This window comes from Lachnospira pectinoschiza (genome assembly GCF_900103815.1).
In the GTDB taxonomy this organism is placed as follows: Bacteria; Bacillota; Clostridia; order Lachnospirales; family Lachnospiraceae; genus Lachnospira; species Lachnospira pectinoschiza_B.
Genome location: NZ_FNHZ01000001.1, coordinates 128,548 through 153,862 on the forward strand (window position 1 = coordinate 128,548; position 25,315 = coordinate 153,862).

Annotated in this window: 24 protein-coding genes and 1 tRNA gene; 20 read left to right on the forward strand and 5 right to left on the reverse strand. The window is 36.3% G+C overall.

The window, feature by feature from the left end:
• Nucleotides 1-40: 40 nt before the first annotated feature.
• The 4 genes from BLQ66_RS00500 (at nucleotide 41) to BLQ66_RS00515 (ending at nucleotide 4,445) form a co-directional block, all read left to right on the forward strand.
• Nucleotides 41-223, forward strand: a complete 183-nt coding sequence (locus BLQ66_RS00500; protein ID WP_027431936.1) for a DUF6472 family protein — start codon at nucleotides 41-43, stop codon at nucleotides 221-223.
• Between the two features lie 179 nt (nucleotides 224-402).
• Nucleotides 403-1,356, forward strand: a complete 954-nt coding sequence (locus BLQ66_RS00505) for an NYN domain-containing protein (protein WP_074521034.1) — start codon at nucleotides 403-405, stop codon at nucleotides 1,354-1,356.
• 10 nt (nucleotides 1,357-1,366) lie between these two features.
• Nucleotides 1,367-1,846: an S-ribosylhomocysteine lyase gene (locus tag BLQ66_RS00510; RefSeq protein ID WP_027431934.1), complete on the forward strand. Its 480-nt coding sequence runs from the start codon at nucleotides 1,367-1,369 to the stop codon at nucleotides 1,844-1,846.
• 487 nt (nucleotides 1,847-2,333) lie between these two features.
• The gene (locus BLQ66_RS00515) at nucleotides 2,334-4,445 is read left to right on the forward strand and encodes a glutamine synthetase III family protein (protein ID WP_074520431.1); all 2,112 of its coding nucleotides are present in this window, start codon (nucleotides 2,334-2,336) and stop codon (nucleotides 4,443-4,445) included.
• Nucleotides 4,446-4,595: 150 nt separating this feature from the next.
• On the opposite strand, the gene BLQ66_RS00520 is transcribed toward BLQ66_RS00515, so the two are convergent.
• Nucleotides 4,596-5,582 carry a class B sortase gene (locus tag BLQ66_RS00520; protein WP_083330208.1) on the reverse strand — a complete coding sequence of 329 codons (987 nt, stop codon included), beginning with the start codon at nucleotides 5,580-5,582 and terminating at the stop codon, nucleotides 4,596-4,598.
• A 150-nt stretch (nucleotides 5,583-5,732) separates the two neighbouring features.
• Nucleotides 5,733-6,599, reverse strand: a complete 867-nt coding sequence (fba, locus tag BLQ66_RS00525; RefSeq protein ID WP_027431932.1) for a class II fructose-1,6-bisphosphate aldolase — start codon at nucleotides 6,597-6,599, stop codon at nucleotides 5,733-5,735.
• A gap of 515 nt (nucleotides 6,600-7,114) precedes the next feature.
• On the opposite strand from fba, the gene BLQ66_RS00530 reads away from it, so the two are divergent.
• From BLQ66_RS00530 to BLQ66_RS00540, 3 genes are all read left to right on the forward strand, one after another.
• Nucleotides 7,115-7,414 (forward strand): hypothetical protein, encoded by a 300-nt coding sequence (locus tag BLQ66_RS00530; protein WP_074520432.1) that lies wholly within the window; start codon nucleotides 7,115-7,117, stop codon nucleotides 7,412-7,414.
• Nucleotides 7,415-8,023: 609 nt separating this feature from the next.
• A complete protein-coding gene (locus BLQ66_RS00535; RefSeq protein WP_074520433.1) occupies nucleotides 8,024-9,100 on the forward strand; it encodes a TFIIB-type zinc ribbon-containing protein in 1,077 nt (358 codons plus the stop codon).
• Nucleotides 9,094-9,891, forward strand: a complete 798-nt coding sequence (locus BLQ66_RS00540) for a TPM domain-containing protein (RefSeq protein WP_074520434.1) — start codon at nucleotides 9,094-9,096, stop codon at nucleotides 9,889-9,891. Before BLQ66_RS00535 ends, BLQ66_RS00540 begins: the two co-directional genes overlap by 7 nt.
• A 170-nt stretch (nucleotides 9,892-10,061) precedes the next feature.
• Here the strand turns inward: BLQ66_RS00540 and BLQ66_RS00545 are convergent, their stop codons facing one another.
• The gene (locus tag BLQ66_RS00545; RefSeq protein WP_027431928.1) at nucleotides 10,062-10,583 is read right to left on the reverse strand and encodes a peptidylprolyl isomerase; all 522 of its coding nucleotides are present in this window, start codon (nucleotides 10,581-10,583) and stop codon (nucleotides 10,062-10,064) included.
• Nucleotides 10,584-10,679: 96 nt separating this feature from the next.
• Between BLQ66_RS00545 and BLQ66_RS00550 the strand changes: the two genes are divergently transcribed.
• The gene (locus tag BLQ66_RS00550) at nucleotides 10,680-11,624 is read left to right on the forward strand and encodes a GNAT family N-acetyltransferase (protein ID WP_074520435.1); all 945 of its coding nucleotides are present in this window, start codon (nucleotides 10,680-10,682) and stop codon (nucleotides 11,622-11,624) included.
• A gap of 132 nt (nucleotides 11,625-11,756) precedes the next feature.
• On the opposite strand, the gene BLQ66_RS00555 is transcribed toward BLQ66_RS00550, so the two are convergent.
• Nucleotides 11,757-12,449, reverse strand: coding sequence for a hypothetical protein (locus BLQ66_RS00555; RefSeq protein ID WP_074520436.1), 693 nt, complete (start codon nucleotides 12,447-12,449; stop codon nucleotides 11,757-11,759).
• 222 nt (nucleotides 12,450-12,671) lie between these two features.
• Here BLQ66_RS00555 and BLQ66_RS00560 point away from each other — a divergent pair, with 222 nt between their 5' ends.
• From BLQ66_RS00560 to BLQ66_RS00595, 8 genes are all read left to right on the forward strand, one after another.
• Complete coding sequence (locus tag BLQ66_RS00560; RefSeq protein ID WP_074520437.1) at nucleotides 12,672-13,337, forward strand: YesL family protein; 666 nt, start codon at nucleotides 12,672-12,674, stop codon at nucleotides 13,335-13,337.
• Nucleotides 13,338-13,555: 218 nt separating this feature from the next.
• The gene (locus tag BLQ66_RS00565; protein ID WP_242869298.1) at nucleotides 13,556-14,878 is read left to right on the forward strand and encodes an MBOAT family O-acyltransferase; all 1,323 of its coding nucleotides are present in this window, start codon (nucleotides 13,556-13,558) and stop codon (nucleotides 14,876-14,878) included.
• 97 nt (nucleotides 14,879-14,975) lie between these two features.
• On the forward strand, nucleotides 14,976-16,448 hold the full coding sequence (locus BLQ66_RS00570; protein WP_074520439.1) for a DHHW family protein: 1,473 nt from the start codon (nucleotides 14,976-14,978) through the stop codon (nucleotides 16,446-16,448).
• A gap of 231 nt (nucleotides 16,449-16,679) precedes the next feature.
• On the forward strand, nucleotides 16,680-17,219 hold the full coding sequence (locus BLQ66_RS00575) for a hypothetical protein (RefSeq protein ID WP_074520440.1): 540 nt from the start codon (nucleotides 16,680-16,682) through the stop codon (nucleotides 17,217-17,219).
• A gap of 105 nt (nucleotides 17,220-17,324) precedes the next feature.
• Nucleotides 17,325-17,397 (forward strand) — tRNA-Gln (locus tag BLQ66_RS00580).
• Nucleotides 17,398-17,544: 147 nt separating this feature from the next.
• Nucleotides 17,545-18,372, forward strand: coding sequence for a CvfB family protein (locus BLQ66_RS00585; protein ID WP_074520441.1), 828 nt, complete (start codon nucleotides 17,545-17,547; stop codon nucleotides 18,370-18,372).
• Between the two features lie 152 nt (nucleotides 18,373-18,524).
• Complete coding sequence (locus BLQ66_RS00590) at nucleotides 18,525-18,902, forward strand: RidA family protein (protein ID WP_027431921.1); 378 nt, start codon at nucleotides 18,525-18,527, stop codon at nucleotides 18,900-18,902.
• The gene (locus tag BLQ66_RS00595) at nucleotides 18,893-19,951 is read left to right on the forward strand and encodes a CPBP family glutamic-type intramembrane protease (RefSeq protein WP_074520442.1); all 1,059 of its coding nucleotides are present in this window, start codon (nucleotides 18,893-18,895) and stop codon (nucleotides 19,949-19,951) included. The genes BLQ66_RS00590 and BLQ66_RS00595 overlap by 10 nt, the downstream gene beginning before the upstream one ends.
• Nucleotides 19,952-20,139: 188 nt before the next feature.
• On the opposite strand, the gene BLQ66_RS00600 is transcribed toward BLQ66_RS00595, so the two are convergent.
• Nucleotides 20,140-20,316, reverse strand: coding sequence for a YjfB family protein (locus BLQ66_RS00600; protein WP_074520443.1), 177 nt, complete (start codon nucleotides 20,314-20,316; stop codon nucleotides 20,140-20,142).
• Between the two features lie 406 nt (nucleotides 20,317-20,722).
• On the opposite strand from BLQ66_RS00600, the gene BLQ66_RS00605 reads away from it, so the two are divergent.
• The 4 genes from BLQ66_RS00605 to ftsX all read left to right on the forward strand — a co-directional run bounded on the left by BLQ66_RS00605 (nucleotide 20,723) and on the right by ftsX (nucleotide 25,080).
• Nucleotides 20,723-21,838 carry an ABC transporter ATP-binding protein gene (locus BLQ66_RS00605; RefSeq protein WP_074520444.1) on the forward strand — a complete coding sequence of 372 codons (1,116 nt, stop codon included), beginning with the start codon at nucleotides 20,723-20,725 and terminating at the stop codon, nucleotides 21,836-21,838.
• A gap of 536 nt (nucleotides 21,839-22,374) precedes the next feature.
• Nucleotides 22,375-23,466: a PucR family transcriptional regulator gene (locus BLQ66_RS00610; protein WP_027431918.1), complete on the forward strand. Its 1,092-nt coding sequence runs from the start codon at nucleotides 22,375-22,377 to the stop codon at nucleotides 23,464-23,466.
• A 32-nt stretch (nucleotides 23,467-23,498) separates the two neighbouring features.
• Nucleotides 23,499-24,185, forward strand: coding sequence for a cell division ATP-binding protein FtsE (gene ftsE / locus BLQ66_RS00615; RefSeq protein WP_027431917.1), 687 nt, complete (start codon nucleotides 23,499-23,501; stop codon nucleotides 24,183-24,185).
• Nucleotides 24,175-25,080 carry a permease-like cell division protein FtsX gene (gene ftsX / locus BLQ66_RS00620; protein ID WP_074520445.1) on the forward strand — a complete coding sequence of 302 codons (906 nt, stop codon included), beginning with the start codon at nucleotides 24,175-24,177 and terminating at the stop codon, nucleotides 25,078-25,080. Before ftsE ends, ftsX begins: the two co-directional genes overlap by 11 nt.
• Nucleotides 25,081-25,315: the final 235 nt, after the last annotated feature.

A 25,315-nucleotide genomic window follows, 5' to 3' on the forward strand; every position in this document is an offset into this window, starting at 1 on the left:
GTGATAAGCGTCGCAGACGGTTATCGCAGAAGGAGGTAGTATGGCATCGCAATATAGTTGTGATTATTGTAATAACCTCGTCTTTGATGACGAGTTAGAAGAATATGTCTGTGATGTTAATATGGACGAAGACGATTATGCAAGACTCTTAAACTCAAAATATAAGCAGTGTCCATATTATCAGAGCAATGATGAATACAAGGTGGTTAGGCACCAAATGTAGCAAGCCCTTTAGGGGTTGCTACTTAGCGTCAAGCTGATTGCCGAAGGCAATTCTAATGCTTGATGTTCAATTAAATGTAGTACTTGCTTTAGCAAGTGCTACCTAGCGTCAGCCTCATCTTGCGAAGCAAGATTTTTATGGCTGATGTTCCATTAAATGTAGAATGTAGAGGTAAGGGTATGGACGATAAAAGATTTGCAGTTTTAATTGATTCAGACAATATTTCGTCTAAATATATTGGTAGCATTTTAGATGAAATGACAAAATATGGAGTTATAACTTATAAGAGAATTTACGGCGATTGGACTAGTACACAAGCTGGCAAGTGGAAGAAGGAGCTTATGGAAAATTCAATCACTCCAATTCAGCAGTTTAGAAATACAGTGGGTAAAAACGCTACGGATTCCACACTGATTATCGACGCTATGGACATTTTATATACCCACAGCGTGGATGGTTTTTGTATTGTAAGTAGCGACGGCGATTTCACTAGACTTGCCAGCCGACTTCGCGAGTCTGGCATGGAGGTCATTGGAATGGGGGAGAACAAGACACCACGTTCCTTTAGAGCTGCTTGCTCCGTATTTACAGATCTAGAATTGTTGCTAGATCAAAACGATGACGACGATACTGAGATTGATAAGAAGAAGGCCAAGAAGCCAGAGATAGTGCTTGCCCAGAACAAGGTTGAGAACGCTATTATTGAGATTATTACTGAAAATGATAACAAGGGCCGCCAGACAGGTCTCGGTGAGATTGGTAGTCGTCTTCAGAAGAAGTATTCAGATTTTGATGTAAGAAATTATGGATATAGTTCGCTTTCTAAGTTCCTCGAGGAAATAGAAGCATTTGATGTTAAAAATGTTAATAACACAGTAGTAGTACGCCTTCGCGAGGATGACTCCGCCCTTAAGCAGGTCATCGATTTTGCAGTTGATAGCGTAGGACAGACAGGAAAGACAGGCATGGAGCTTGGCGCTCTAGGCCAGAGAATACATAGCAAATTCCCTAACTTTAAGGTAAAAGAGTATGGTTACTCAACCCTTTCAAAGTTTATAAACGGAATTAAGGTGCTAAAGATTGCAAGCGTAGACGGAAGAAAACTGGTATTTATTACTGGACAGAAAGGATAATTTTTTAAAAATGGAAAAGATAGCAAGTTTTAAGGTTAACCACTTAGATTTACTTACAGGAGTTTATGTTTCAAGAAAGGATCATGTAGGAGCAGAGACAATTACTACATTTGACTTAAGATTTACAAGACCAAATGTAGAGCCACCTATGGATAATCCTGGATTACATACAATCGAACATCTTTGGGCAACTTTCTTTAGAAACCACGAAGAATGGGGACCTAAGACAATTTACTTTGGACCAATGGGTTGTAGAACAGGTTTCTATGTAATTTTTGCAGGCGACTTAAAGTCTGAGGATATTATTCCTGTTTTAAGAGAAGCAGCAGATTTCGCATTGGCTTTCAATGATGAGATTCCAGGAGCTACTCCTAGAGATTGCGGAAACTATCTTGATAATAACTTAAATCTAGCTAAAATCTACATCAGAAAGTTTAAGTCTGAGGTTTTAGATAGACCAACTCTCGATAGATTAAGCTATCCACAGTAGTTTGCTTAACATTATTAAGTTAGGCCTAATAAGATAAGCTACGGGTCATTGACTGACTATATTTTCTTAAGCACATTTTCAAAAACTGATTAAGAATCAAAAGGTTTTTAAGAAAATGTATTAATATTCTAAGCTTTTTAGAAAATAACTTGCAATGATTTCTGATTTAGGTTATTTTATTACATGTAGTCAACAAGCACTACAAGAAGGAATTTAAGATTCTAATATATTGAATATAAGAACAATGGCGTTCACTTTTCGAAAAGTTTTTTAAATTTTTCGTTTAGTGGCGCCTTTTTATTTTCTGATATGAGGTTAAGAAAATAAAGTATACAATATGTAGGGAATAATGCAAAAAAACCTATAGCATTCTTCCTAAAAATTGTAAAATTTCATAGTTGATTAATTTTCTAAAGTTTTGTAGACTATGTAAGGACAAAGGTTCTTATTTTTAATTAAGAATATTAGCAAGAAAGGTGAAGAAGTTATGAGTGAGAGATTCAATGTAGCCGATATCTTTGGCGAGAACGTATTTAACGACACAGTTATGAAGGAGCGTTTACCTAAGAACGTATATAAGAATTTACGTTTAACAATGGATGGTAAGCAAGAATTAAGTAAGGAAGATGCCGATGTAGTTGCTAACGCAATGAAGGATTGGGCTATCGAGAAGGGTGCAACACACTATACTCATTGGTTCCAGCCACTTACAGGTGCTACAGCTGAAAAGCATGATTCATTTATTTCTGCACCAAAGTCTAATGGTAAGGTTTTAATGGAATTCTCTGGTAAGGAATTAATCAAGGGTGAGCCAGATGCTTCATCATTCCCATCAGGTGGCTTAAGAGCTACATTTGAAGCAAGAGGTTATACAGCTTGGGATTGTACATCACCAGCTTTCGTTAGAGAAGATGCTGCAGGTGCAACATTAATTATTCCAACAGCTTTCTGTTCTTACACAGGAGAAGCTCTTGATCAGAAAACTCCACTTCTTCGTTCAATGGATGCCCTCAACAAAGAGGCATTACGTTTAGTTAGATTATTTGGAAATACTGAAGCTACAAAGGTTACACCATCAGTTGGTGCTGAGCAGGAGTATTTCATCGTAGATAGAGAAAAGTACTTACAGAGAAAGGATTTAGTATTCTCTGGAAGAACTTTATTTGGTGGTATGCCACCTAAGGGTCAGGAATTAGATGACCATTACTTCGGTGCTATTCGTGAAAGAATTGCAGCATACATGAAGGATGTTAACATGGAATTATGGAAGCTTGGCGTTTCAGCTAAGACTCAGCATAACGAAGTTGCACCAGCACAGCACGAGCTTGCTCCAATCTATGCAGAGTGTAACATTGCAACAGATAACAACCAGTTAACAATGGAAGTTATGAAGAAGGTTGCTTTTAGACATGGTTTAGTTTGCCTCTTACATGAGAAGCCATTTGCAGGCGTTAACGGTTCAGGTAAGCACAACAACTGGTCTATGACAACAGATAACGGTGTTAACTTACTTGATCCAGGTAAGACACCTCATGAGAACATTCAGTTCTTATTAGTTCTTGGTTGTATCATGAAGGCTGTTGATACACATGCTGATCTTTTAAGAGAGTCTGCATCTAACGTTGGTAACGACCACAGATTAGGCGCTAACGAAGCACCTCCAGCAATTATCTCTATGTTCCTTGGTGAGCAGTTAGAAGATGTTGTTATGCAGCTTATTGATAAGGGTGATGCTACAAGCTCAATCCAGAAGGGTAAGTTAAAGACTGGTGTTAAGTCTTTACCAGACCTTGCTAAGGATGCAACAGATAGAAACAGAACATCACCATTTGCTTTCACAGGTAACAAGTTCGAATTCAGAATGGTTGGCTCAGCAGATTCAATTGCTCCAGCTAACGTAGTTTTAAATACAATCGTAGCAGAAAGCTTCAAGGAAGTTTGCGACGAATTAGAGAAGGCTGAGAATCTTGATATGGCTATCCATGACAAGATTAAGGAACTCTTCACTAAGTATCATAGAATCGTATTCAACGGTAACGGATACTCAGATGAATGGGTAGCTGAAGCTGAGAAGCGTGGCCTTCCAAACATCAGAAATATGGTAGATGCAGTTTCAGCTCTTACAACAGATAAGGCTGTTAAGTTATTCGAGGAATTCGGTGTATTTACTAAGACAGAGCTTGAATCAAGATCTGAAATTAAGTATGAAGCTTATTCAAAGGCTATTAACATCGAAGCTAAGACAATGCTTGATATGGCTGCTAAGCAGATTGTACCAGCTGTTGTATCCTACTCAACAGAGGTTGCTAACTCAGCTCTTGCAGTAGCAGAAGTTGGTTGCGACAACTCAGTACAGAAGGAATTATTAACAGATATCACAACAGAGCTTAAGGCTGTTAAGGAAGCTCAGGCTAAGTTATCAGAAGCTGTTTGCAAGGCTGCAATGATCGAGTGCGCTAAGGAACAGGCTGTATTCTACAGAGATGTTGTTAAGACAGCAATGGATGAACTTAGAAAGCCAGCTGATAAGCTTGAAATGCTTGTTGATGAAGAATACTGGCCATTCCCTCAGTATGAGGATTTAATCTTTGAAGTTTAATCATTGACTATGAATATGATATAGCTAGTTAGATTTAACCATTATAAAGAATAAGACCTGCAAGATAACTTGCAGGTCTTATTTAATGTATATTATATAATGATTTATAAATTAGCTTATTTATATAGCATTAAGAGATACATTTTCATATTAATTATCAATCTTAGCAGATCCTGTTAAAGTAGCGTGTACGATAAATCTCTGCTTACCGTTGTTAGTACATGTAGAAAGTGTAATAACCTGTTGAGAATTGCTAATATCAACACCTGTGTCATATAGTGACTGTGACTGCATCTGGCTAGCCCAAGTTCTCATAGCATTAAGTGTTGAGAAGTTATATGTGTAAGTGCTGCTAATAGGTTCGCTAACGTAACAAGAGAAGATTGTGTATTCTCTTAATTCGTTACCTTTGTAAATGTAAATCTTATCGTTATTTCCTGATCTATAGTAGCTTTCGCTGTTGTAATATCTTAACAAACCAAACATGCTACCATTCTTCATGTTATGACCATAAATAATAACGTGACTTGCATCTAGTCCACCTTCAATTCGGCTATCCTCGAAAAGACATCCGCTTGAATTGTAAGTTCCATCGATTAGGTGATGTAGATAATAATCATTATCTGTGTATTGCACCATTGGTAATCTTATGTCTATTGAAGGAATGTAGATATAACCAACAGCGTAGGAATTTATTGCCTTTAGGGCTTCTTCATCGTAAACAAATGGAATGTCTACGGTACTTTCCTGACCATTTTCATCAGTGATTACAATAGTTTGGTCTTCACTTTGAATTACATCATCCTCTACGTTCTTGTAGGTATCTGTACCCTTTTTATACTCTAGTAAAATGCTAATCAAGTTATAGGCTGCAAATACAAACACACAAGCTGCAACTACTAGAATTACTCTGTTAATAATTCTATTGCGCTTCTTTTTAGCTTCTTTCTTTTCAAATTCCAATTCTGCCGCTTCTTCTTCCTCACTTTTAACCTTAGTGTAAGAAGTAGAAGTATCTTCCTCGTCTACATAAATGTCGTCATCCTTGAAGTTGTCGTCATCCTTGAAGTTGTCGTCATCCTTGAAGTTGTCGTCATCCTTGTAGGGGTCCTTGTCGTTTAAATTGTTGTCTCCCATAAATATCTCCTCCAGGAATATAGTTGTAAAGATAATTGTAAAGTATTACTATCCCTACACTTTTATAAAAAACTCGGACCAACTCTTGTTGGACCGAGTTAATTATATCATAGATAACTAATCAATTGTACAAAATTAATTCTCAATAAATTAGCAAGCCTTACCGTCTGAACCGAAAAGCTTAATCTTCTCAGCAACGATATCTCTAATTGCCTGAGCACCAGGAGCAAGAAGCTTTCTTGGGTCATAACCCTTACCTTCTAAATCCTTACCTGCTTCAACATACTTTCTTGTAGCATCTGCAAATACTAACTGGCACTCTGTGTTAACGTTGATCTTAGCAACGCCAAGTGAGATAGCCTTCTTAATCATGTCTTCAGGGATACCTGTACCACCATGAAGAACTAATGGCATATCACCGATTTCAGCCTTGATTGACTCTAATACGTCAAATCTAAGACCTGGCCATCCTTCTGGATACTTACCATGGATATTACCAATACCAGCTGCTAACATATCTACACCAAGGTCTGCGATAGCCTTGCATTCCTTAGGATCAGCGCACTCACCCTGAGAAACAACACCATCTTCTTCACCACCGATACCACCAACTTCAGCTTCGATTGAGATACCCTTTTCGTGGCAAACCTTAACTAATTCCTTTGTCTTTTCTACGTTCTCTTCGATTGGATAGTGTGAACCATCAAACATGATTGAAGAGAAACCAGCTTCGATACACTTATATGAACCTTCATATGTACCATGATCAAGGTGAAGTGCAACAGGAACTGTAATTCCTAAAGATTCATCCATAGCCTTAACCATAGCTGCAACAGTCTTAAATCCAGTCATATACTTACCAGCACCTTCAGAAACACCTAAGATAACTGGAGCCTTTAATTCTTCAGCTGTAAGAAGAATTGACTTTGTCCATTCAAGATTGTTAATGTTAAACTGACCAACTGCGTAGTGACCAGCTACTGCTTTGTCTAGCATTTCTTTTGCTGAAACTAACATAATATATTACCTCCATAAATTTAGTTAACTGTTAGGCAATCACCCCAAGAAAATAGATTATATATTAAATTATTGGCACCGCCATAAACTAAGCTAATTATAAACTAAAAAATTAGAAATGAAAAGTAAAATGTGGTAATTTACCTAAGTTTTTAATTGTCAATTTTTTAACAAGATAATGTTAGCATAGCAAAAGACTTTTGTAAATATTTTCGCTGCCATTTTGTGTTTATTTTATGTATTAATTTGCTCGAATTTAATTATTTTTTAGAAATTAGTTTATCTTTAGTTAATTGAAATACTAGCCTGTCTTTGTTAGAATAAGGATAAGTTAAGGAAATGAAGAAAATCAAGGAAATTCCTTAACTGACGCGTTAGGAATATTTACAAATACGTTGAGATACCAAAAGATAATAAGCTAGTTGGGATGTATACGTGTTTCTTAACAGCTTAATCGCAGTAGCGAAGTGGACTAGATAAGTCTGATTAATACACTATCTAAGAGGAGAATAATTATGAACGTACTTGGATTATTACAAACAGTTCTACTAGATGTAGATTTTTATAATAGTGAAGAATATGCAGGAGATTCATTTCTTCCTTTTATAGGATTTATGTGTTTCTTATTAGGAATTGTTGCAATATTTCTTGGAGCAGTAAAGATAATTGCTGCCAAGAGAGATTTCCACATCTTCTTTGATAAGAGAAATGAAGTAGAAATTTCAAAGTTAAAGAACAAGAAGAATATTAATATAGGAATAGCTCTTATTGTGGTAGGAGCGATATTAACAATAGCGTCTTTTTTCCTATTGTAAAGTGTGTGTAAAAAAATAGAAAGGTTGCCCTTGGCAACCTTTCTATTTTTTTAGGAATCTTTCTGTTTTGAAAGTCGTCATATATATTTTAATTCAGTCCCTCAAAAAGGATTGGGATTAAATGAGGGACCGGGAGAAAGCCGGGTAATTACACTAACTAATGGCTTAATTAGTGTAATTTATGTAAGCCGCCTCTTAGGTTCATGGATAGATAAAAGCGGGTACAATATCTAACCACCAGTATAGAACCTAGTCCGGCGCAAAAAACATCGTCTGTCGTGGGACAGACGATGAAAAGAGGGAGGAGAGCTGCATTCTCATGCAACTCGATTTATGAAAAAACAAAAAGTGTTTTTCATGTCGTTTGTATTGTATAAATCTTCTACTCTTGTAGTATACGGAAGAAAAATTAATAAGCTATGAGTTCGCTGTAAAGATTTATTTAATTCAATATGAATAAACTATGAACTGTGCTAAATATGATAAACAGTGGTTTTTAACGTGCAGTCTCAAATATTGACGATTTCTTTAAAGTTAAGTAGAATTCTTTTTGTGGGAAAATGGTAAAAATATAGAAGAAACATTTTTCTAAGAAATGGGAGAAAATTTATGGCAGTAACAACATATAAATGCCCCAACTGCGGGGCGGCCATGTCCTTTGATTCAAAGACACAAAAGCTAGCTTGTCCTAGCTGTGGCGCGAATCTATCAGTGACAGACTATGATAACTATATAAAAGAGTTAGATAAGGAATTTGGAAAGGCAGATGAGGCAGATTTCAAAGAGGAAGAAAGAGATGAAACAGCTTCAGAATCCAACATGAAAATTTTCCACTGTCAGAGCTGTGGCGCCGAACTTGTTACAGATAAGTACACATCAGCAACTTTCTGTTCTTATTGCGGCAATCCAACTCTAGTGGAGGAAAGACTAGAAGGGGAGTTTAGCCCAGAGTACGTCATTCCTTTTAAGATAGACAGGGAAAGAGCAGTTTCTATCTATAAGGATTGGCTAAAGAAGGGACCCCTTACACCAAAGACTCTATCTAAAAAGAGCATGATTGAGAAAATCAGCGGTGTTTACGTTCCTTTCTGGCTCTACGACTTTGATGCCAATGCTCAGGTAAATGCCGCAGCTACTCGCGTTCGTACAATTAGACGTGGGGATACGGAATACATTTACACAGATCATTTCCAGGTTTACCGCGACGTAACTGCAGAGTTTGACAAGTTGCCAGCGGATGCCTCAAAGAAGATGCCGGATGAGCAGATGGATATGCTTGAACCCTACAATTATGCTGACCTTGTGGACTTTAAGGGCGGCTACCTTCAGGGCTATTTATCTGAAAGATATAACTACAATAGCGACGAACTAAAGGATAGAGCCAAGGTTCGTGCAAGTAAGTATATTTCAGATATTGCAAGGGATACAATTCAGGGCTACACAACTGTTAACATACTTGGTAAAAGAGAAAATATTAGAAATCTAGGTCACGACTACGTCCTCCTTCCAGTTTGGATGCTAAATTACAGCTTCAACGGCAAGGACTACAGCTTCTTCCTAAACGGACAGACAGGTAAAATCGTAGCCGACAGACCAATCAGCGCAAAGAGAACCGTATTTTTTAGCCTTCTTATATTTATACTGGCCTTTGTAATTATTAACATAGGAGGCTTATTATTATGGTAAAAAAGATTAAGGTAAGTTTAATTCTACTAGCATTGTTAGTTTCTATATTTAGTTGCATTTTTACTGCTGAAAATGTATACGCAGACACTACAAAAGATTATGTCATAGATGATGCCAATCTCCTTTCAGATAGTGAGGAGACTAAGCTTGAGAAGTTGTGTGCCAAGGCTTCTAAAGAAGCTCAGTGTGACATTGTGATTATTACCATGAGTAAGGGTTATGATGGAAGCAACATGGATAGCTACATCCGTGATATCTTAGAGAGTGACTATGGTTATAATGAAGAATCTACAACAGTTGATGCTTGTGCCTACGCTGTAGATATGAGTTCAAGAGCAGATAGAATCATAACTTCAGGTATTGCAAAAACTAGTTTTAGTCAGTCAGATTTAGATGAAATCAGAGAGATTTCTGAGGAGTATTTATCAGACAGTGACTATTACACTGCATTTTCAAAATACGTAAATAACATAAAGAGGGCAATTATTAACGGAGAATATAGCCCAACTTTACTAGAGAAAATCCTTGATGGAATTCTTATAAAGCTCTTTGTATCAGTGGTAATTACTGCTATTGCCATCTTTGTTATGGTGGGCAATAATAAGGCAAAGGCCACAACTAATGAGATGACTTATGCAAAGAATCACAATTTTAAGGTGAATGATAGAAGAGATCTCTTTATAAATACAACGGTGGTAACAAGAAGAATCGAGACAAACCACGGTGGCGGAGGCCATAGCAGCGGAGGTCACGGTGGTGGAAATTCTGGAAGCTCCGGCGGCCACTTCTAAGCTGACTTTTAAAAGTTTATGGCTGTTAGTTTTAGGCTGAAGGCTTAGGCATCAGTTCTAATAAAAATTGTAAAAAAAGACATGCTTTAATTAGGATAAATTCCTTCTTAAAGCATGTTCTTTTTGTTATAAAAATTATTTCTCTATTGAGAAAACATTTTCAAAAATGATTAAAGAGTCTCTGGCTCTGGATAGTCAACGCCGAAAGTCTCAACTGTAACAGTCTTCATAACCTGTGGTGTAAGTGGTCTATCGTTCCAGTCAACGTCTGTTGTAGCGATTGCCTCTAATACATCTTCGCCTTCTGTTAACTTACCAAAGGCAGCGTATTCGCCATCAAGATGTGGTGAATTCTTGTGCATGATAAAGAACTGTGAACCTGCTGAATCAGGGATCATTGTTCTAGCCATTGAAAGTACGCCAGGTGTGTGCTTTAAGTCGTTCTTAAAGCCATTGTTTGAAAATTCACCCTTAATGCTGTATCCAGGGCCACCCATGCCTGTACCATCTGGGTCTCCACCCTGAATCATGAAACCAGCGATAACTCTGTGGAAGATAACGCCGTCATAAAAGCCCTTCTTAACAAGGCTAATAAAGTTATTTACTGTATTAGGTGCAATTTCTGGATAAAGCTCAGCCTTCATAACAGAGCCATTCTCCATAGTGATTGTAACTATTGGATTCTGTGCCATCGAATATTCCTCCATGTATTTATTATTTGTTTAATAAATGATAAAATATATGTATAAACATATTAATTCTAAATAACAAGATAGGAAAAGTCAATTATGATTGAAAACTTAGAAAACATCTATATTTATATAGAAGATAATTTTAATATTCAATTTGAACCAGACTTTAGGGAAATGTCTAACTGGGCGAATAACGTTAACATTTGCATAAACGCTGACAAAGAATTGACTTGTTACAAGATTAGCGGGGCTAAGCTTTTTTGTGAAAATGTGACTAATCACAAACTCGCGGGGATAATTGGCAAAATTATGGACAGAGATGTGGAAAAGTCTTGTTTTATTAGCGATTATGACTTAGAGGACATTATTAGAAAGCATGATTTAGACCTGGAGTTAGAGGACTTTAAGCAGGGGAACATTTTGAAAAAAACGGACATCGGCCTTGGAATGTCTTATTACGGAACTGCAAGATATGTGCTTTTTGATGTTAACGATTTGAATGAGGAATATATCCAAAGCGTATTTTTTAGAAGCATTGGAAAGCCTCTTGAAATCTTTACTACAGATAGATTGATTGTTAGGGAGATGTGCCTAGAGGACATGCCAGAATACTATAAGCTCTACGAGTCTTTAAACGAATGCGACTTCGTGGAGGAGCTTTATCCTTACGAGGAGGAGTGTGAGTTTGTAAAGAATTACATCCAGAATATGTATACCTTCTTTGGTTACGGACTTTGGCTGGTTTTCCTAAAGGAAACTGGGGAGCTAATTGGCCGCGTGGGTATTGAGAATCGTGAAATAGACAACACCACAAAGCAGGAGATTGGCTACCTTATTGGTAAGGACTATCAGGAGCAGGGCTATGCTTATGAGGCCTGTGAGGCAACTATTGAGTACGCTAGAACTATGCTTAATCTTGATGAGCTCTTTGCCTGCATCCATAGAGACAACTTTAAATCCATCGCCTTGGTGGAGAAGCTAGGCTTTAGGATTTATGCCAGAGATATAGGTGAGATGAACCTTTATAGACTAGAAATTTAGATAGATGAGATATTTAGTTAGATTAGAAATTTAAATCAAAAACAGCCCCAGACACGAAGTCTAGGGCTTTTCTTATGCTTTAAAGTCTTATTTAGTTTTGTAAAAAATTTACCTGATTATGAAGAAGCAATTCTACATATCAAATACAAATCTAATAAAGTCTGCCGCATTTTCATAGTTAGGCGATGTGTTTACAATGCCGTAACATGGGTGCTCTACTGATAGGTCAGTAGCTGTAATTTCAGGGGCTTCGCTAATGTCCACGGCCACGGGAACATTTTCACCATTAGCATCAGTATAGTAGATGATGTAGTCTGAAAGGTAGTCAAGTTCTTCATCTGTAAGGACTTCCCTTAGATCTAGGAAAAATGTATCGGCTTCTGTACAGAAGTAGAGGATATCCTCGTCGTTTGCCATGAAACCGTCCATATCGCCGGTGTTAGCTAGTATATAAATCTTGTTGATACTTACTGTAACTGCGCCGTCTAGGTCGTCGCCCTGCATGTTGTAGGAATAGTCGATGTCAATCTGAGTCTTCTTGCCATCAATTCCAAGATAGTTAGTAAAACCTGTTGTTAGGGCGTCTTCGTCAGTACGGTGGCCTGTTATATAACCATCGCAGGAAACGATAGTACAGACTGTGTCGTAATTATTTCTAATGTATGCAAAGACAAATGAGACAACTACTAGAATTGCACATATTACCGCGAAAATAGGTAATCTATAGTATGTCCAGATATAACCTATCTTCTTTGTAAAAGATAAACTTTTAAACTTTGCGCGCTGCTCTTTAATTTCATCGCGCACTCCATTTCCTTTTGCCATATAATCTTCCTCTTTTTTGAAAATGTATTTTTTGATTTACTTTTGAAGTTTAGCATAATTATTTCTAATTAAAAACTGCTTTTATAAACATTTTAGAAACTACACTAAAAATTCTTTGCATTTAAATATTACATTAAGTATAATCATAACTGTTAAGCCGCGTGCTGGCTTAGGAGAAGTATTTAAGCCAAAGGCTTAGGAGTTTTACATTTGGAGGAAGTTATGAATTCGTTTATAGATGGTCGAATTTTTAGAGCCCTTGTTAAGATGGGTGATTTTATTATTTTGGCTGCATTAACAGTTCTATGCTGCATCCCTGTTGTGACAGTTGGAGCGTCACTTACAGCGGCTTTCTATGCAGGAAGAAAGTTAGTGCTAGATGAGGAAAGTTATGTTTATAAGGACTTTTTTAAGTCTTTTAAGCAGAATATCATACAGGGAATTGGTCTTGAATTTATTTTTGTAATAATCGGACTTATTTTATTTGCTGATTTTAAGGCTGCTGAGAGCTGGGGCAATAACGGCGGCGGAACAGTTGCAATTGGATTTATTTACTTAGTCATAGGTATAGCTTTAATATACGTTGCTGTGGTTTTGTATTCTTTTGCATTGCTTTCAAGATACAATAATACTATAATGGGAACTATAAAGAATGCATTGATAATTTGCGTACATCATTTGCCACAGACAATTGTTATGTTAGTTATCACTGTTGTATTATTATATTTCACATATTTATATTTTATTGTAATGATTTTGACTATACCAATTATTCTATATGCGGATTCGTATATCTTTGCAAGAATCTTTAAGGCTTTAGAGGAACCCCCTAAAGAGGAAAGTGATGAAGGTGAGGAAGAAGACAGTCAGCTAGATGATGAGAACTAATTAAGACGGTCGATCAGAAAGTAAGAGAAAACTAGATAAGAGTAGAGAGGGAGTTATAGGGGATTATGGTTTTTTCAAGCCTTTTATTTGTGTACATTTTTTTGCCAATTAACCTTTTGTGTTATGCGGTCATTTCAGACATTAAAAAGAAGAATTTATGTATTTTATTATTTTCATTGATTTTCTATGCGTGGTCATCACCAGCATATTTGCTGATTATGATGGTCTCAGCATTCGTAAGTTATATAGGAGCTGTTGCAATTGATAAATTTACAAAGGATGTGGAGAATCCTAAACATCTTAGGAATAGAAATCTCGCTCTTGGATTTACAGTTGCAGCAAACCTATTAATTCTTAGTGTATTTAAATACACTGGATTCCTTTGTGAGATTTTTAATTACTTTACAGGTTTGCCAAAGGTCATTCCTGAAATAATTTTACCGGTAGGTATTTCATTTTACACCTTCCAGTTAGTATCTTATGTTGTAGATGTTTACAGGGGTGAGATTGAGGCAGAGCATAATTATGGAAGAGTTTTACTTTACGCCTCTCTTTTCCATCAGTGTATTGCAGGTCCAATCGTTAGATATAAGGATATTGCAGATGATTTAAAGGAGAGAAAGACTAACATCACAAGTATGAATGATGGTATTTCTCGTTTCTGCGTAGGCCTTGCAAAGAAGACTATTTTAGCTAATACTTGCGCCAGCATTATAAAGGACATCTTGCCAGACGAGGCTACAGCTAGCCTTGCAAGTCAGGTCACAGTGCTTGGTGCTTGGATTACTTGCATCTTATATATGATTTATATTTACCTTGATTTCTCGGCTTATTCAGATATGGCCATTGGTCTTGGTAAAATGACAGGTTTCCAGTACAAGGAAAACTTTAATTATCCATACATCTCTAAGTCAGTTACTGAATTTTGGAGAAGATGGCACATTTCCTTAAGTACTTTCTTTAGAGATTATCTCTACATTCCACTTGGAGGAAATAGACGTGGAATCAAGAGACAGATCTTTAATATGTTCGTAGTTTGGGCCCTTACAGGTCTTTGGCATGGAGCTTCATTTAACTTTATTCTATGGGGATTATATTTTTTTGTATTTTTATGTATAGAAAAGTTGTTTCTTTTGAAGCTTTTTGATAAAATTGGAAATATAGCAAAAGCAGTAATCGGTAGAATATATACTTTAATTGTGGTTTTCTTTGGATGGATTTTATTTAGATTCGAAGATTTCGCAGTTATTAAGGAGCTTGTTAAGAGCTTGTTTGGTCTTAATGGAAATGCATTCACAAACCTTGAGACTAACACAATCATTCTTAACAACTTCATCTTCTTTATTGTAGTGATTATTGCAGTGACACCAGCAGTTAAGATGTTGGCTAACAAGATAAGAAGTTTTGGAGTTAATAAGGAGGTCGCATTTGTATATTTCTATAATGTGCTAAATGTGGTTATTCCTGTGGTTCTTTTATTCTTATCAACTGTATGTTTGATTGGCAATAGTTACAATCCATTTATTTACTTTAGATTCTAGGGCAAGTGGGGACTTGTCTTTCTAGGGAGAGAAGCTGGGGCTTTTTAGGGAAGTGGATTTACTAAATCGGACATAAATCTTTGAGTAGGGCTAGGTAATGAAATTGTTAGGAAAAAAAGAAGTGGAGGGCAGGATCGATAAGACCACTGCGAAGTACCGAGAGTACGTTATTAAGAAAGCCGCAATCGTGAAAATCGTCGTCTTTTTAAGCATGATTGTCATTGGGGCAGCAGTATCTTTAATGATACCATTAAGACCGACAGAGTCTATAACTGAGAGAAGAACTTTAAGTAAATTTCCGACATTTACTTTTGAGAGTTTCTGGAGTGGCGAATATTTTACAGCCATCGACACTTGGTTCTCAGACACATTTCCAGGAAGAGATAATCTTATTGTGTGCAGTGAGACATTGGAGAATATGTACGGAATTCAGACAAATTCCATTCACGGCGAGGTTATAGTAGGTGATGATATTCCTGATGTTGATTTGACAGAATATGATTTAACAATTAATGCAGATGCTGTAGAGGATTTAGAGGATCCTGAGACAGAAACTGCAAGAGAAGTGCTATCAGATCAGACTTATATCTCTGATTATTCTTATGATAGCGCAAGCATATCGGCAAGTGATGTTGGTATGGAAGTTGAGGACACCGATGGAACTACAGCGGCTAAGGCCGGTGAGTCTCTAGGTTCAATCTTTGTGGTTGAAGACAGTGCCTACAATTACTATACATTTTTACAATCAGAATCAGATAGGTACGCAAACATAGTAAATAACTTGGCTAATACTTTGGACGGCAAGGCTAAGGTTTACGACATGATTGTGCCTACAAGTATAGATATCACTCTTGATGATGCCACAAGAAACAGCATCTCAAGTAGTAATCAAAAGAAGGCTATTCTCTACATGTTTAGCAAGATGAATAACAAAGTGGGAAAATGTTACATTTACGATTTACTTAGAGAACACCGTAATGAATACATTTACTTTAGAACAGATCACCATTGGACAAGCCTTGGTGCTTACTATGCCTATGGTGCTTTCATGACACAGATTGGCAAGAGCCCTGCAAGCCTTGATAGCTTTACAAGACTTGACTGCGGCAATTTTGTTGGTAGCTTTTATACTCAGACAAGGGCCACATCCCTTTATAGTTCGCCAGACAACTTCGTGGCTTATGTGCCACCATCAACTAATAAGATGCAGTTTGTTAATAGCGACAATGTGCTTACTAACTACAATATCGTAACTGATGTAACAGGCTGGAATATCACAAGTAAATACAGTGCATTTATTGGAGGAGATAATTCTTATTCTACAATCACAAATTCTAATATTAATGATGGTTCTTCCATCCTTGTGATTAAGGAATCCTTTGGTAATGCCCTTGTTCCTTACCTTACAGAGAATTTCCAGAATGTCTACGTAATCGACTACAGATATTATCAGGGTACAGTATCAGAGCTTGTAGACCAGTACAACATAGGTACAGTGCTATTTATTAACAATGTTACAGCGACATCAACATCTGCAAGAATTAATGATCTTGCAAATGTTTGCCAATAATTTTTTCCAAATGTTTTTTTCATAATTTTTTTCCACGTTTAATGCCCATCAAGTTTTTGGTGGGCATTAAATATTTATAAAAATAATTAATAGTTATCATTTGCAATTGACCGTAATTACTTATTCTATTACAATATTCTTTGTGAAAATGTAGGCGCAAAAGCTACGTTTTCTAGTAGCATGACGGATTATCTTAGGTGGAATCCGTTTAAAAAGGAAAGTGGGAATAATATGAACAAGAAGAGTTTGAATTTAATTTTAATAGGTGTATTCCTAATCTTAGTGAGATTCTTAATTACTATTGGTGATATAAGAATTGATGTAACTAATGATATCCTAGGTTTTGCACTTATAATATTGGGCTCTAAGGACTTTAAGAAGCTTAATTCACTAGCTAAGAAGTCTTTTGTGGTGGCAATTTTAGGATTTGTTGGAGCTATTGCCTCACAGCTAATTAACTGCTTAGCTTGGGATTCTACAATTGAGGATACAATGCATTCAATTGCAATTGGTATTTCTGTAATATTTGCTATTTATTACACTTATTATTTTATAGAGGCACTTATGATGGAAGCTAAGGTACAGGGTAGACAGGCCGCTACAAGAAATTATCAGGTAATCTGGTTTGTAGTAGCAGCACTTGTATTTGCACACTACTTTATCTTCATGTCTACAATTTCATTACAGTCTACTGTAACAGAGGCTTTAATTGTTATTGTTGCTATGTATTCTTGCTTAACAATTAAGAATACAGCCAAGCAGTTGTGCTAATTTTGTCAAATAACAAGCATTTTTGAAAAAATCAAAAAATAAATGAAAAAAGTGCTTGCATTAATATTGTTAGCGTGATATAATTCTTTTCGTCGCTAACGATAATGGGCTTTCGCCAAGTGGTAAGGCACTGGATTCTGATTCCAGCATTTCGGGGGTTCGAATCCCTCAAGCCCAGCTAGAACCTCCGCAGCTTTGCGGAGGTTTTTTTATGGCTTTTTTTAACTAAAGCCAAGTAAACTATGATTAATGCCCTATAAGAAATCTATGCTACTTTTAGGGTTTGTGTAAGGCGGTTCATGAGGCAGAACCAAAGGAGGTTAAGATGATTAAGTTAGGTAAGGTACAGTGTCTTAATGTTGTGAATAGGACGGATTTCGGTGTCTATTTAGGCACTAAGGATGAGAAAGTATTACTTCCAAAGAAGGAAGTGCCAGAAGATTTAGAGGAAGGCGATGCATTAACAGTTTTCGTTTATCTAGATTCTTCAGATAGATTAATTGCTACAACAAGAACACCAAAGATTAAGCTTGGTGAGCTTGCAAGACTTAAGGTATCAGAGGTAAGTAACATTGGTGCTTTCCTTGATTGGGGTCTTGAGAAGGACTTACTTATGCCTTTTAAGGAGCAGCCTGTTAAGGCAGAGAAGGGCAAGGAATATTTAGTTAGCTTATATATTGATAAGAGTAACAGACTTGCAGCTTCTATGAAGGTTAATAAATACTTAACAACTGATAGCAATTACGTTAAGGATTCAGCAGTTTCAGGAACAGTAGTAGGCATTGCACCAGATTACAGAGTTTATGTGGCTGTAGATAATAAGTATCAGGCCTTTATTCCTATGAATGAAGTCTTTGAAGAGATTCATGTAGGAGATGAAGTATTTGGTCGTGTTACAAGAGTTAGAGAAGATGGTAAGCTTGTTCTTAGCTTAAAGCAGAAGGCCTATATCCAGATGGATGAGGATTCAACTTTTATCTACAATAAGATGAAGAAGCTTGGCGGTAGCATTCCATTTACAGATAAGGCAGATCCTGAAATTATTAAGAAACATTTTAATATGAGTAAGAATGCCTTTAAGAGAGCTATTGGCCGTCTCTTAAAAGAAGGTAAGGTTAAGATTAACGAATCTACAATTGATATAATAAAGTAATGCGTTAACAAATTAATATGATAAAAGATAAGCGGATTGTAAACTTGTACAATCCGCTTAATTGTTATAAAATTTATACAATGCTTTATAAGCACAGACCCATGAACCTAGGGTCAAGAAAAATGAGCCCCGCGGGGCAAAAGGAGGCAATTATGCAGAAGGTTATAAGCACAGATAAGGCTCCAAGCGCAATCGGACCTTATTCTCAGGCAATCGAAGTAAACGGTATGGTTTATACTTCAGGTGTAATCCCAGTTGATCCACCAACTGGTCAGATAGTTGAGGGAGGAGTAGAAGCTCAGGCTAATCAGGCATTCAAGAACTTAATTAACTTAGTTGAGGCTTCAGGCTCAAAGGCAGAGAACATTGTAAAGACTACAGTCTTTATCAAGGAAATGAACGATTTTGGAAAGATAAATGAAATATATAAAAACTACTTTAAGGAACCATTCCCAGCACGTTCTTGTGTTGAGGTTGCAAGACTTCCAAAGGATGTCTTACTAGAGGTTGAGGCTATTGCATGGAAATAAAAAAGGTTAATCTTTTCTTTCCGATTTTCATCTTTGGCTATATTTTCTTGAATGTCGCAATCGCATTAATTGAGCGCGCTCTTATTAGCATGGGCGTTATTGGGAAAATGACAAGCGCTGTCCTTTTTATACAAAATGAATTAATTATTGTAATTATGCTTCTTGGCTTTTGCTTAATTACAAAGACAGGAATTAAGGATCTAAGATTTAAAATGCTAGGAATCAAGGAGATTATTCTTTCAATAATCATTGGTTACCTAATCATTCCTATGTCTTTATTCCTTACAAATATTACTAGTTTATTTGTAGAAAATGCTGCACAGCAGACAGTTTCAGAGGTTTCAACATATCCCTTAATAATTCAGATTATTTTAATCGCAGTTATGCCGGCTATTGTTGAGGAATTTACATTTAGAGGTCTTTATTATGGAACTTACAGAAAGACTAAGAGATACTTTCAGGCTATGCTTTTAAGTGCCATCTTATTCGGCTTTTTCCATATGAATTTCGACCAGTTTGTATATGCAACTTTCATGGGTGTAGTATTTGCAAAGCTCACAGAGGCTACGGGCTCAATCCTTTCCTCTATGTGCGCGCATTTCGCATTTAATACATTTTCTGTAACAGTAAGTTACTTTGCTAGTACAAATGCATCAGCCCTTCAGGAGGCTAGCCAGCAGACAAGCATAGATTCTAGTGCAGGAGTTACTTTACTTGGTTTAGCTATTTTATTAGTTCTTGGTATGCTTTTCTTAGGCATTGTTTTACTTATAATTGAGTATCTTGAGAAGAGTAGATTAAAGAGAGAAGCTATCCAAAAAGAGGCAAGCTCTGATGTTCAGTATGCTAGCAAACAGTACGCTAATGTAAGCCCATTAGATACTAAGGCTCAGTACGGTGAGGTTAGTGCAATGGATGCTACTGCATCAACTGCAACTCTTGAAAATGTATCTCAGGACGAGAAGAAAGAAAGACTAATTACCTTACCTCTTGTTTTGGGAATGATAGTTTGCTTTGCTTACATGGTATTTGTAGCAGTTGCGGCTTAAATACATTTTCAAAAAAATATAAAAAAGTGCCCCGACTATTAGGTGACGTTCTAATAGTCGGGGCTTTTTACTTCTGTAACTTTCCCTAGGCATGAGACATGTCCAGATGCCGGAAGGTTACTTCTAATCATATCAAATTCCATACCGGTCTAGAATTTGATTATTATTCTTTTATTAAGTTGTTACTTTTATACCGAGTAATCAATGTTTGAACCTACTTCCGGGTTGACGGATTGCTCCATCATTTTTGTAAGATCAACGCCTCCTTGCTCTACGGTATCAAGCTGTTTACGTAACATAAGCACGGATACATCGCTTTGGACGTTTGTGGTACTTATGTTAGTGGAGATGCCTCCAATAACCATTTATAACGCCTCCGTTTCTTACTTTAGAACATTCCATTGTTCTTGCTAAAAAGACCTTTGTAAGTCCGAATATTAAGTTATCGCCTTTTTGTATTTAAATAATATCATTAGAATAAGGAAAATGCAAGAAAATCGGATATTTGTTAATGGATATTTTATGCCTTTTCTTGCTAAAAGTTGGTCTAAATAACAGAAAAAATTCGTGTTATTTGTGAATGTTAACATATAGAGACTTGATTGTTTTGTTAAAAATGAACAGTAAAACTGACCGACTGACATATTTGTCAAATTAAAACTTTAATCTTTGGCTAAATCTGATATAGCTTTTGAAAATGCAGTTGTTGTATATTATTAAACATGAGGGCGCGGGTAGCCCACATTTATGATATTTCGGGAGGAAACAATAATGGCAAGTTTATCTTTAAAGAACGTTTGTAAAGTATATTCTAACGGCTTCGTAGCTGTTAAGGATTTCAACCTTGAAATCGCTGACAAGGAATTCATCATCTTCGTTGGTCCTTCAGGTTGTGGTAAGTCAACAACACTCCGTATGATCGCTGGTCTTGAGGAAATCAGTTCTGGTGAATTATGGATTGATGACAAGTTAGTAAATGATGTAGAGCCTAAGGATAGAGATATCGCTATGGTATTCCAGAACTACGCTTTATATCCACATATGACAGTATATGATAACATGGCTTTTGCTCTTAAGTTAAGAAAGACACCTAAGGCAGAAATCGATGAAGCAGTTCGTAAGGCAGCTAAGATCCTTGATCTTGAGCACTTACTTGACAGAAAGCCAAAGGCTTTATCAGGTGGTCAGAGACAGAGAGTTGCTATGGGTCGTGCTATCGTTCGTTCACCTAAGGTATTCCTTATGGATGAGCCTTTATCAAACCTTGATGCTAAGTTAAGAGTACAGATGAGAGTAGAAATCTCAAAGCTTCACCAGAGCCTTGAAACAACAATTATCTACGTAACTCATGACCAGACAGAAGCTATGACACTTGGTACAAGAATCGTAGTTTTAAAGGATGGTGTAATTCAGCAGGTTGATACTCCACAGAACCTTTACAACTTACCAGAGAACTTATTCGTTGCTGGTTTCATTGGTTCACCTCAGATGAACTTAATCGATGCAGAAGTTGTTGCTAACGGTTCAGAAGCTTCACTTAAGTTAGCTGAAGACGTTGTTATTAAGCTTCCAGCTGACAAGGCTAAGAAGTTAATCGATGGCGGTTACGCTGGTAAGACAGTTGTAGCTGGTATCCGTCCAGAGGATATTAAGGATGACGAAGAATTTATCGAAGCTCATGCAGATGGTAAGTTCCAGACTGTAGTTAAGGTTTACGAATTACTTGGTGCTGAAGTTAACCTTCACTACGATATCAATGGTCAGACATGTACAGCTAAGGTTAACCCTAGAACAAGCGCTAGAGTTAAGGATACAATTACATTAGCTATGGCTGTTGAAAGAATCCACGTATTCGATAAGGAAACAGAGCAGATCATTACTCACTAATTATTGCTATATTTAGGGAGATTAATATATTAGAAGTTGTAACGATTACTAAGGTGTGTAACTTATGTTACACACCTTTTTTATTTGTCTAAATAGTAAAGCGGACATTCGGAATCCGCTTCGCTACTTCCTCATGAACGCAGTGGCACTTTGTGCCACTTGTCAGAAGGGGCTTTAACCCCTTCTGACACTAGTAAGCTTTATACCCCCGCTTAAAGCTTACGCTTTTGAAGCGGGGGATTGCTTACACTGCGTTCAAACTTTTATAAAATCCTTCTTACTTTCTTTACTAAAAAATATACTTTATCAATAAAAATAATTGAAAAAATTGTAAAAATTGCTTGTTTTTACTTTTATTTTTAGTTAATTTGCTATACAATATTAGGTGTGCATTTAGGATAGGGATAAAAGGCTGATTTAGAGCTACTTCCTAGATGTTGGTAATTGATATATGATGATTACATTTTTTATATATTGTTTGCCGAGATAGAGAGGGCATAGAGTTTATAAACCAAATCAAGATTACGAGGTGAAGAATGGTATCAAATCAAATTTTACAGACAACAGTAGATGGACTTAAAGCAATATCAAGAGTTGATCTATGCGTCATTGATGCTGATGGTAAGGTTGCAGCTAAAACTTTTGATGATGTATCGGATTGTATAGCAGATGCTATAAGCTTTATTGATTCACCAGCTGAGAGTCAAGTGGTTAATGGTTATCAGTTCTTTAAGGTTATGGATGATATCACTTTAGAGTATATCGTGCTTGCTAAGGGAACAAGTGATGACATCTATATGATAGGTAAGATGGCTGCTTTTCAGGTTCAGAACCTAACAGTAGCTTATAAAGAGCGCTTTGATAAGGATAACTTTATCAAGAATCTTTTATTAGATAATTTACTTAGAGTTGATATGTATACTAGAGCTGAGAAGCTTCATATTGAAACTGACGTTAAGAGAGTTGTATATATTATTGAAACTAAGCATGAGAAAGACACTAACGCACTTGAGATAGTAAGAAGCTTATACGCATCAAAGGCTAAGGATTTTATTACAGCAGTTGATGAGAAGAGTATTATTTTAGTTAAGGAAGTTAAGGGTAATGAAAGCTATGAAGAATTAGACAAGATAGCTGAAGTTATTATCGACATGCTTAACACAGAAGCTATGAGCATGGCTCATGTTGCTTACGGAACAATCGTTAATGATATTAGAGAAGTATCGCGTTCTTACAAGGAAGCTAAGATGGCCCTTGATGTAGGAAAGATTTTCTACGAAGATAAGAATGTTGTTGCATATAACAGATTAGGAATTGGACGTCTTATTTATCAGTTACCAATTCCACTATGTCAGATGTTTATTAAGGAAATCTTTGAAGCAAAGTCTCCAGATGACTTTGACGAAGAGACATTGTCTACAATTAATAAGTTCTTTGATAACAGCTTGAATGTTTCAGAGACATCTAGACAGCTCTATATCCATAGAAACACATTGGTATATAGACTTGATAAACTCCAGAAGACAACAGGCCTTGATTTAAGAGTATTTGACGATGCAATTACATTTAAGATTGCATTAATGGTAGTAAAGTATATGAAATATATGGAGAGTAAAGACCAATACTAGAATGGTAGAGGATTAATGGAGGAAGTTTAACAATGATAATAATGGAAAATGTCACAAAGACATATACCACTGGCGTTCCTGCGCTTAATGGTATCGACCTTCACATTCAGAAGGGTGAGTTTGTCTTTATCGTAGGTAAGAGTGGTTCAGGTAAATCTACTCTTATTAAACTATTGCTTAAGGAATTAGATCCTACATCAGGTAAGATTTACATTAATAAGAAGTTTCTTAATAAGATTACTAGAAAGAAGCTTCCATATTTAAGAAGAGATATAGGAGTTGTATTCCAGGATTTCAGACTTTTACCTGATAGAAACATTGCAGATAACATTGCATTTGCTCAGAAAGTAGTTGAGGCACCTAGCCGTAAGATTAAGGGTAGAGTCCTTGCCATGCTTTCAATGGTTGGCTTACTTGATAAGTATAAGTCCTTCCCTAATGAGCTATCTGGTGGTGAGCAGCAGAGAGTTGCTATTGCAAGAGCCCTTGTAAATAATCCAGAAATCTTATTATGTGACGAGCCTACTGGTAACCTTGATCCAGCGAACTCTAATGAAATCATGAGAATTCTTGACCAGGTTAACAAGCAGGGAACAACAGTATTAGTTGTTACTCACAACATGGAAATTGTTCAACAGATGCGTAAGAGAACAATTACTATGAGTGAAGGTAAGATTATAAGTGATATGGAAAAGGGTGGTTATTTCTATGAAGATTAGATCGTTATGGTATCATATAGTTGATGGATTCAAGAATATCCATCGTAATAGATTGTTCTCATTAGCATCTATGGCAACAATCGCAGCATGTATTTTCCTTTTTGGAGTTTTTTACTCATTAATAGCAAACTTCCAATATATGATTGAAAGTGCCGAAAGTGAGATTTGTGTAACAGTATTCTTTAATGAAGACTTAGATGAAACAGGAATTTTAAAGCTTGGCGATACAATTAGTCAGCGATCAGAAGTTAGTAGAATTCACTATACATCAGCTGAAGAGGCTTGGGAGAACTTCAAGTCAGAATATTTTGCTGATTATCCAGAACTTGCAGAAGGTTTCTCAGATAACCCACTTGCAAAGTCAGCTTCTTATGAAGTATATCTTAACAGTGCAGATGATCAGTCAACATTAGTTGAGTACCTTGAGAATCTAGAAGGTGTAAGACAGGTTAATAAGTCAGAAGCTACAGCAACAGGACTTGCATCAGCTGCAAGACTTGTAAGTTATATTGCAATTGCGATTGTAGCAATCTTACTTGCAGTATCTATCTTCCTTATTACTAATACAATCGTTATTGGTATTACAGTTCGTAAGGACGAGATTTCAATTATGAAGTATATCGGTGCAACGGATGCCTTCGTTAATGCGCCATTCTTCGTAGAAGGTATTGTAATTGGTTTAGTTGGTGCTTTAATTCCAACTATCATTCTTAGATACATTTACGCAGGATTAGTTAATTATGTATTAAGTAAGTTCTCAGTACTTAAGAACATCCTTAACTTCCTTGATGCTAATGCAGTATTTAACGTACTTGTTCCAGTGTCAGTATTCCTTGGAATCATTATTGGTATCATTGGTACATTCTTCGCTGTAAGAAAGCATGCTGACGTATAATTTTTTCAATAGAATTTTTAAGAATATTTTGGACGCGTTTATTAATTTAGACGCGTCCTTTTTTTACAAAATCAATGAGATATAAATTGTAAAAATAAAAATTAAAGTTTATGAAAAAAACAATAATAAATCATAATATTTATGTTATAATTAGTTAGTGAGATAGACGGATGGGACAATAATAAATAAAGGGGATAGTTAGAGTGTTTTAGGCATGAGACCTTTAGGAGAGGAG

Excerpts from the sequence above, each read along its gene's own strand:
- BLQ66_RS00605 (WP_074520444.1), top strand. The coding sequence starts at position 20,723 with ATGGCAAGTTTATCTTTAAAGAACGTTTGTAAAGTATATTCTAACGGC.
- BLQ66_RS00520 (WP_083330208.1), bottom strand. The coding sequence starts at position 5,582 with ATGGGAGACAACAATTTAAACGACAAGGACCCCTACAAGGATGACGAC.
- BLQ66_RS00565 (WP_242869298.1), top strand. The coding sequence starts at position 13,556 with ATGATGGTCTCAGCATTCGTAAGTTATATAGGAGCTGTTGCAATTGAT.
- BLQ66_RS00530 (WP_074520432.1), top strand. The coding sequence starts at position 7,115 with ATGAACGTACTTGGATTATTACAAACAGTTCTACTAGATGTAGATTTT.
- ftsE (WP_027431917.1), top strand. The coding sequence starts at position 23,499 with ATGATAATAATGGAAAATGTCACAAAGACATATACCACTGGCGTTCCT.
- BLQ66_RS00610 (WP_027431918.1), top strand. The coding sequence starts at position 22,375 with ATGGTATCAAATCAAATTTTACAGACAACAGTAGATGGACTTAAAGCA.
- BLQ66_RS00535 (WP_074520433.1), top strand. The coding sequence starts at position 8,024 with ATGGCAGTAACAACATATAAATGCCCCAACTGCGGGGCGGCCATGTCC.
- BLQ66_RS00570 (WP_074520439.1), top strand. The coding sequence starts at position 14,976 with ATGAAATTGTTAGGAAAAAAAGAAGTGGAGGGCAGGATCGATAAGACC.
- BLQ66_RS00600 (WP_074520443.1), bottom strand. The coding sequence starts at position 20,316 with ATGGTTATTGGAGGCATCTCCACTAACATAAGTACCACAAACGTCCAA.
- fba (WP_027431932.1), bottom strand. The coding sequence starts at position 6,599 with ATGTTAGTTTCAGCAAAAGAAATGCTAGACAAAGCAGTAGCTGGTCAC.
- BLQ66_RS00540 (WP_074520434.1), top strand. The coding sequence starts at position 9,094 with ATGGTAAAAAAGATTAAGGTAAGTTTAATTCTACTAGCATTGTTAGTT.
- BLQ66_RS00545 (WP_027431928.1), bottom strand. The coding sequence starts at position 10,583 with ATGGCACAGAATCCAATAGTTACAATCACTATGGAGAATGGCTCTGTT.
- BLQ66_RS00505 (WP_074521034.1), top strand. The coding sequence starts at position 403 with ATGGACGATAAAAGATTTGCAGTTTTAATTGATTCAGACAATATTTCG.
- ftsX (WP_074520445.1), top strand. The coding sequence starts at position 24,175 with ATGAAGATTAGATCGTTATGGTATCATATAGTTGATGGATTCAAGAAT.
- BLQ66_RS00575 (WP_074520440.1), top strand. The coding sequence starts at position 16,680 with ATGAACAAGAAGAGTTTGAATTTAATTTTAATAGGTGTATTCCTAATC.
- BLQ66_RS00585 (WP_074520441.1), top strand. The coding sequence starts at position 17,545 with ATGATTAAGTTAGGTAAGGTACAGTGTCTTAATGTTGTGAATAGGACG.
- BLQ66_RS00550 (WP_074520435.1), top strand. The coding sequence starts at position 10,680 with ATGATTGAAAACTTAGAAAACATCTATATTTATATAGAAGATAATTTT.
- BLQ66_RS00515 (WP_074520431.1), top strand. The coding sequence starts at position 2,334 with ATGAGTGAGAGATTCAATGTAGCCGATATCTTTGGCGAGAACGTATTT.
- BLQ66_RS00560 (WP_074520437.1), top strand. The coding sequence starts at position 12,672 with ATGAATTCGTTTATAGATGGTCGAATTTTTAGAGCCCTTGTTAAGATG.
- BLQ66_RS00590 (WP_027431921.1), top strand. The coding sequence starts at position 18,525 with ATGCAGAAGGTTATAAGCACAGATAAGGCTCCAAGCGCAATCGGACCT.
- BLQ66_RS00510 (WP_027431934.1), top strand. The coding sequence starts at position 1,367 with ATGGAAAAGATAGCAAGTTTTAAGGTTAACCACTTAGATTTACTTACA.
- BLQ66_RS00500 (WP_027431936.1), top strand. The coding sequence starts at position 41 with ATGGCATCGCAATATAGTTGTGATTATTGTAATAACCTCGTCTTTGAT.
- BLQ66_RS00595 (WP_074520442.1), top strand. The coding sequence starts at position 18,893 with ATGGAAATAAAAAAGGTTAATCTTTTCTTTCCGATTTTCATCTTTGGC.
- BLQ66_RS00555 (WP_074520436.1), bottom strand. The coding sequence starts at position 12,449 with ATGGCAAAAGGAAATGGAGTGCGCGATGAAATTAAAGAGCAGCGCGCA.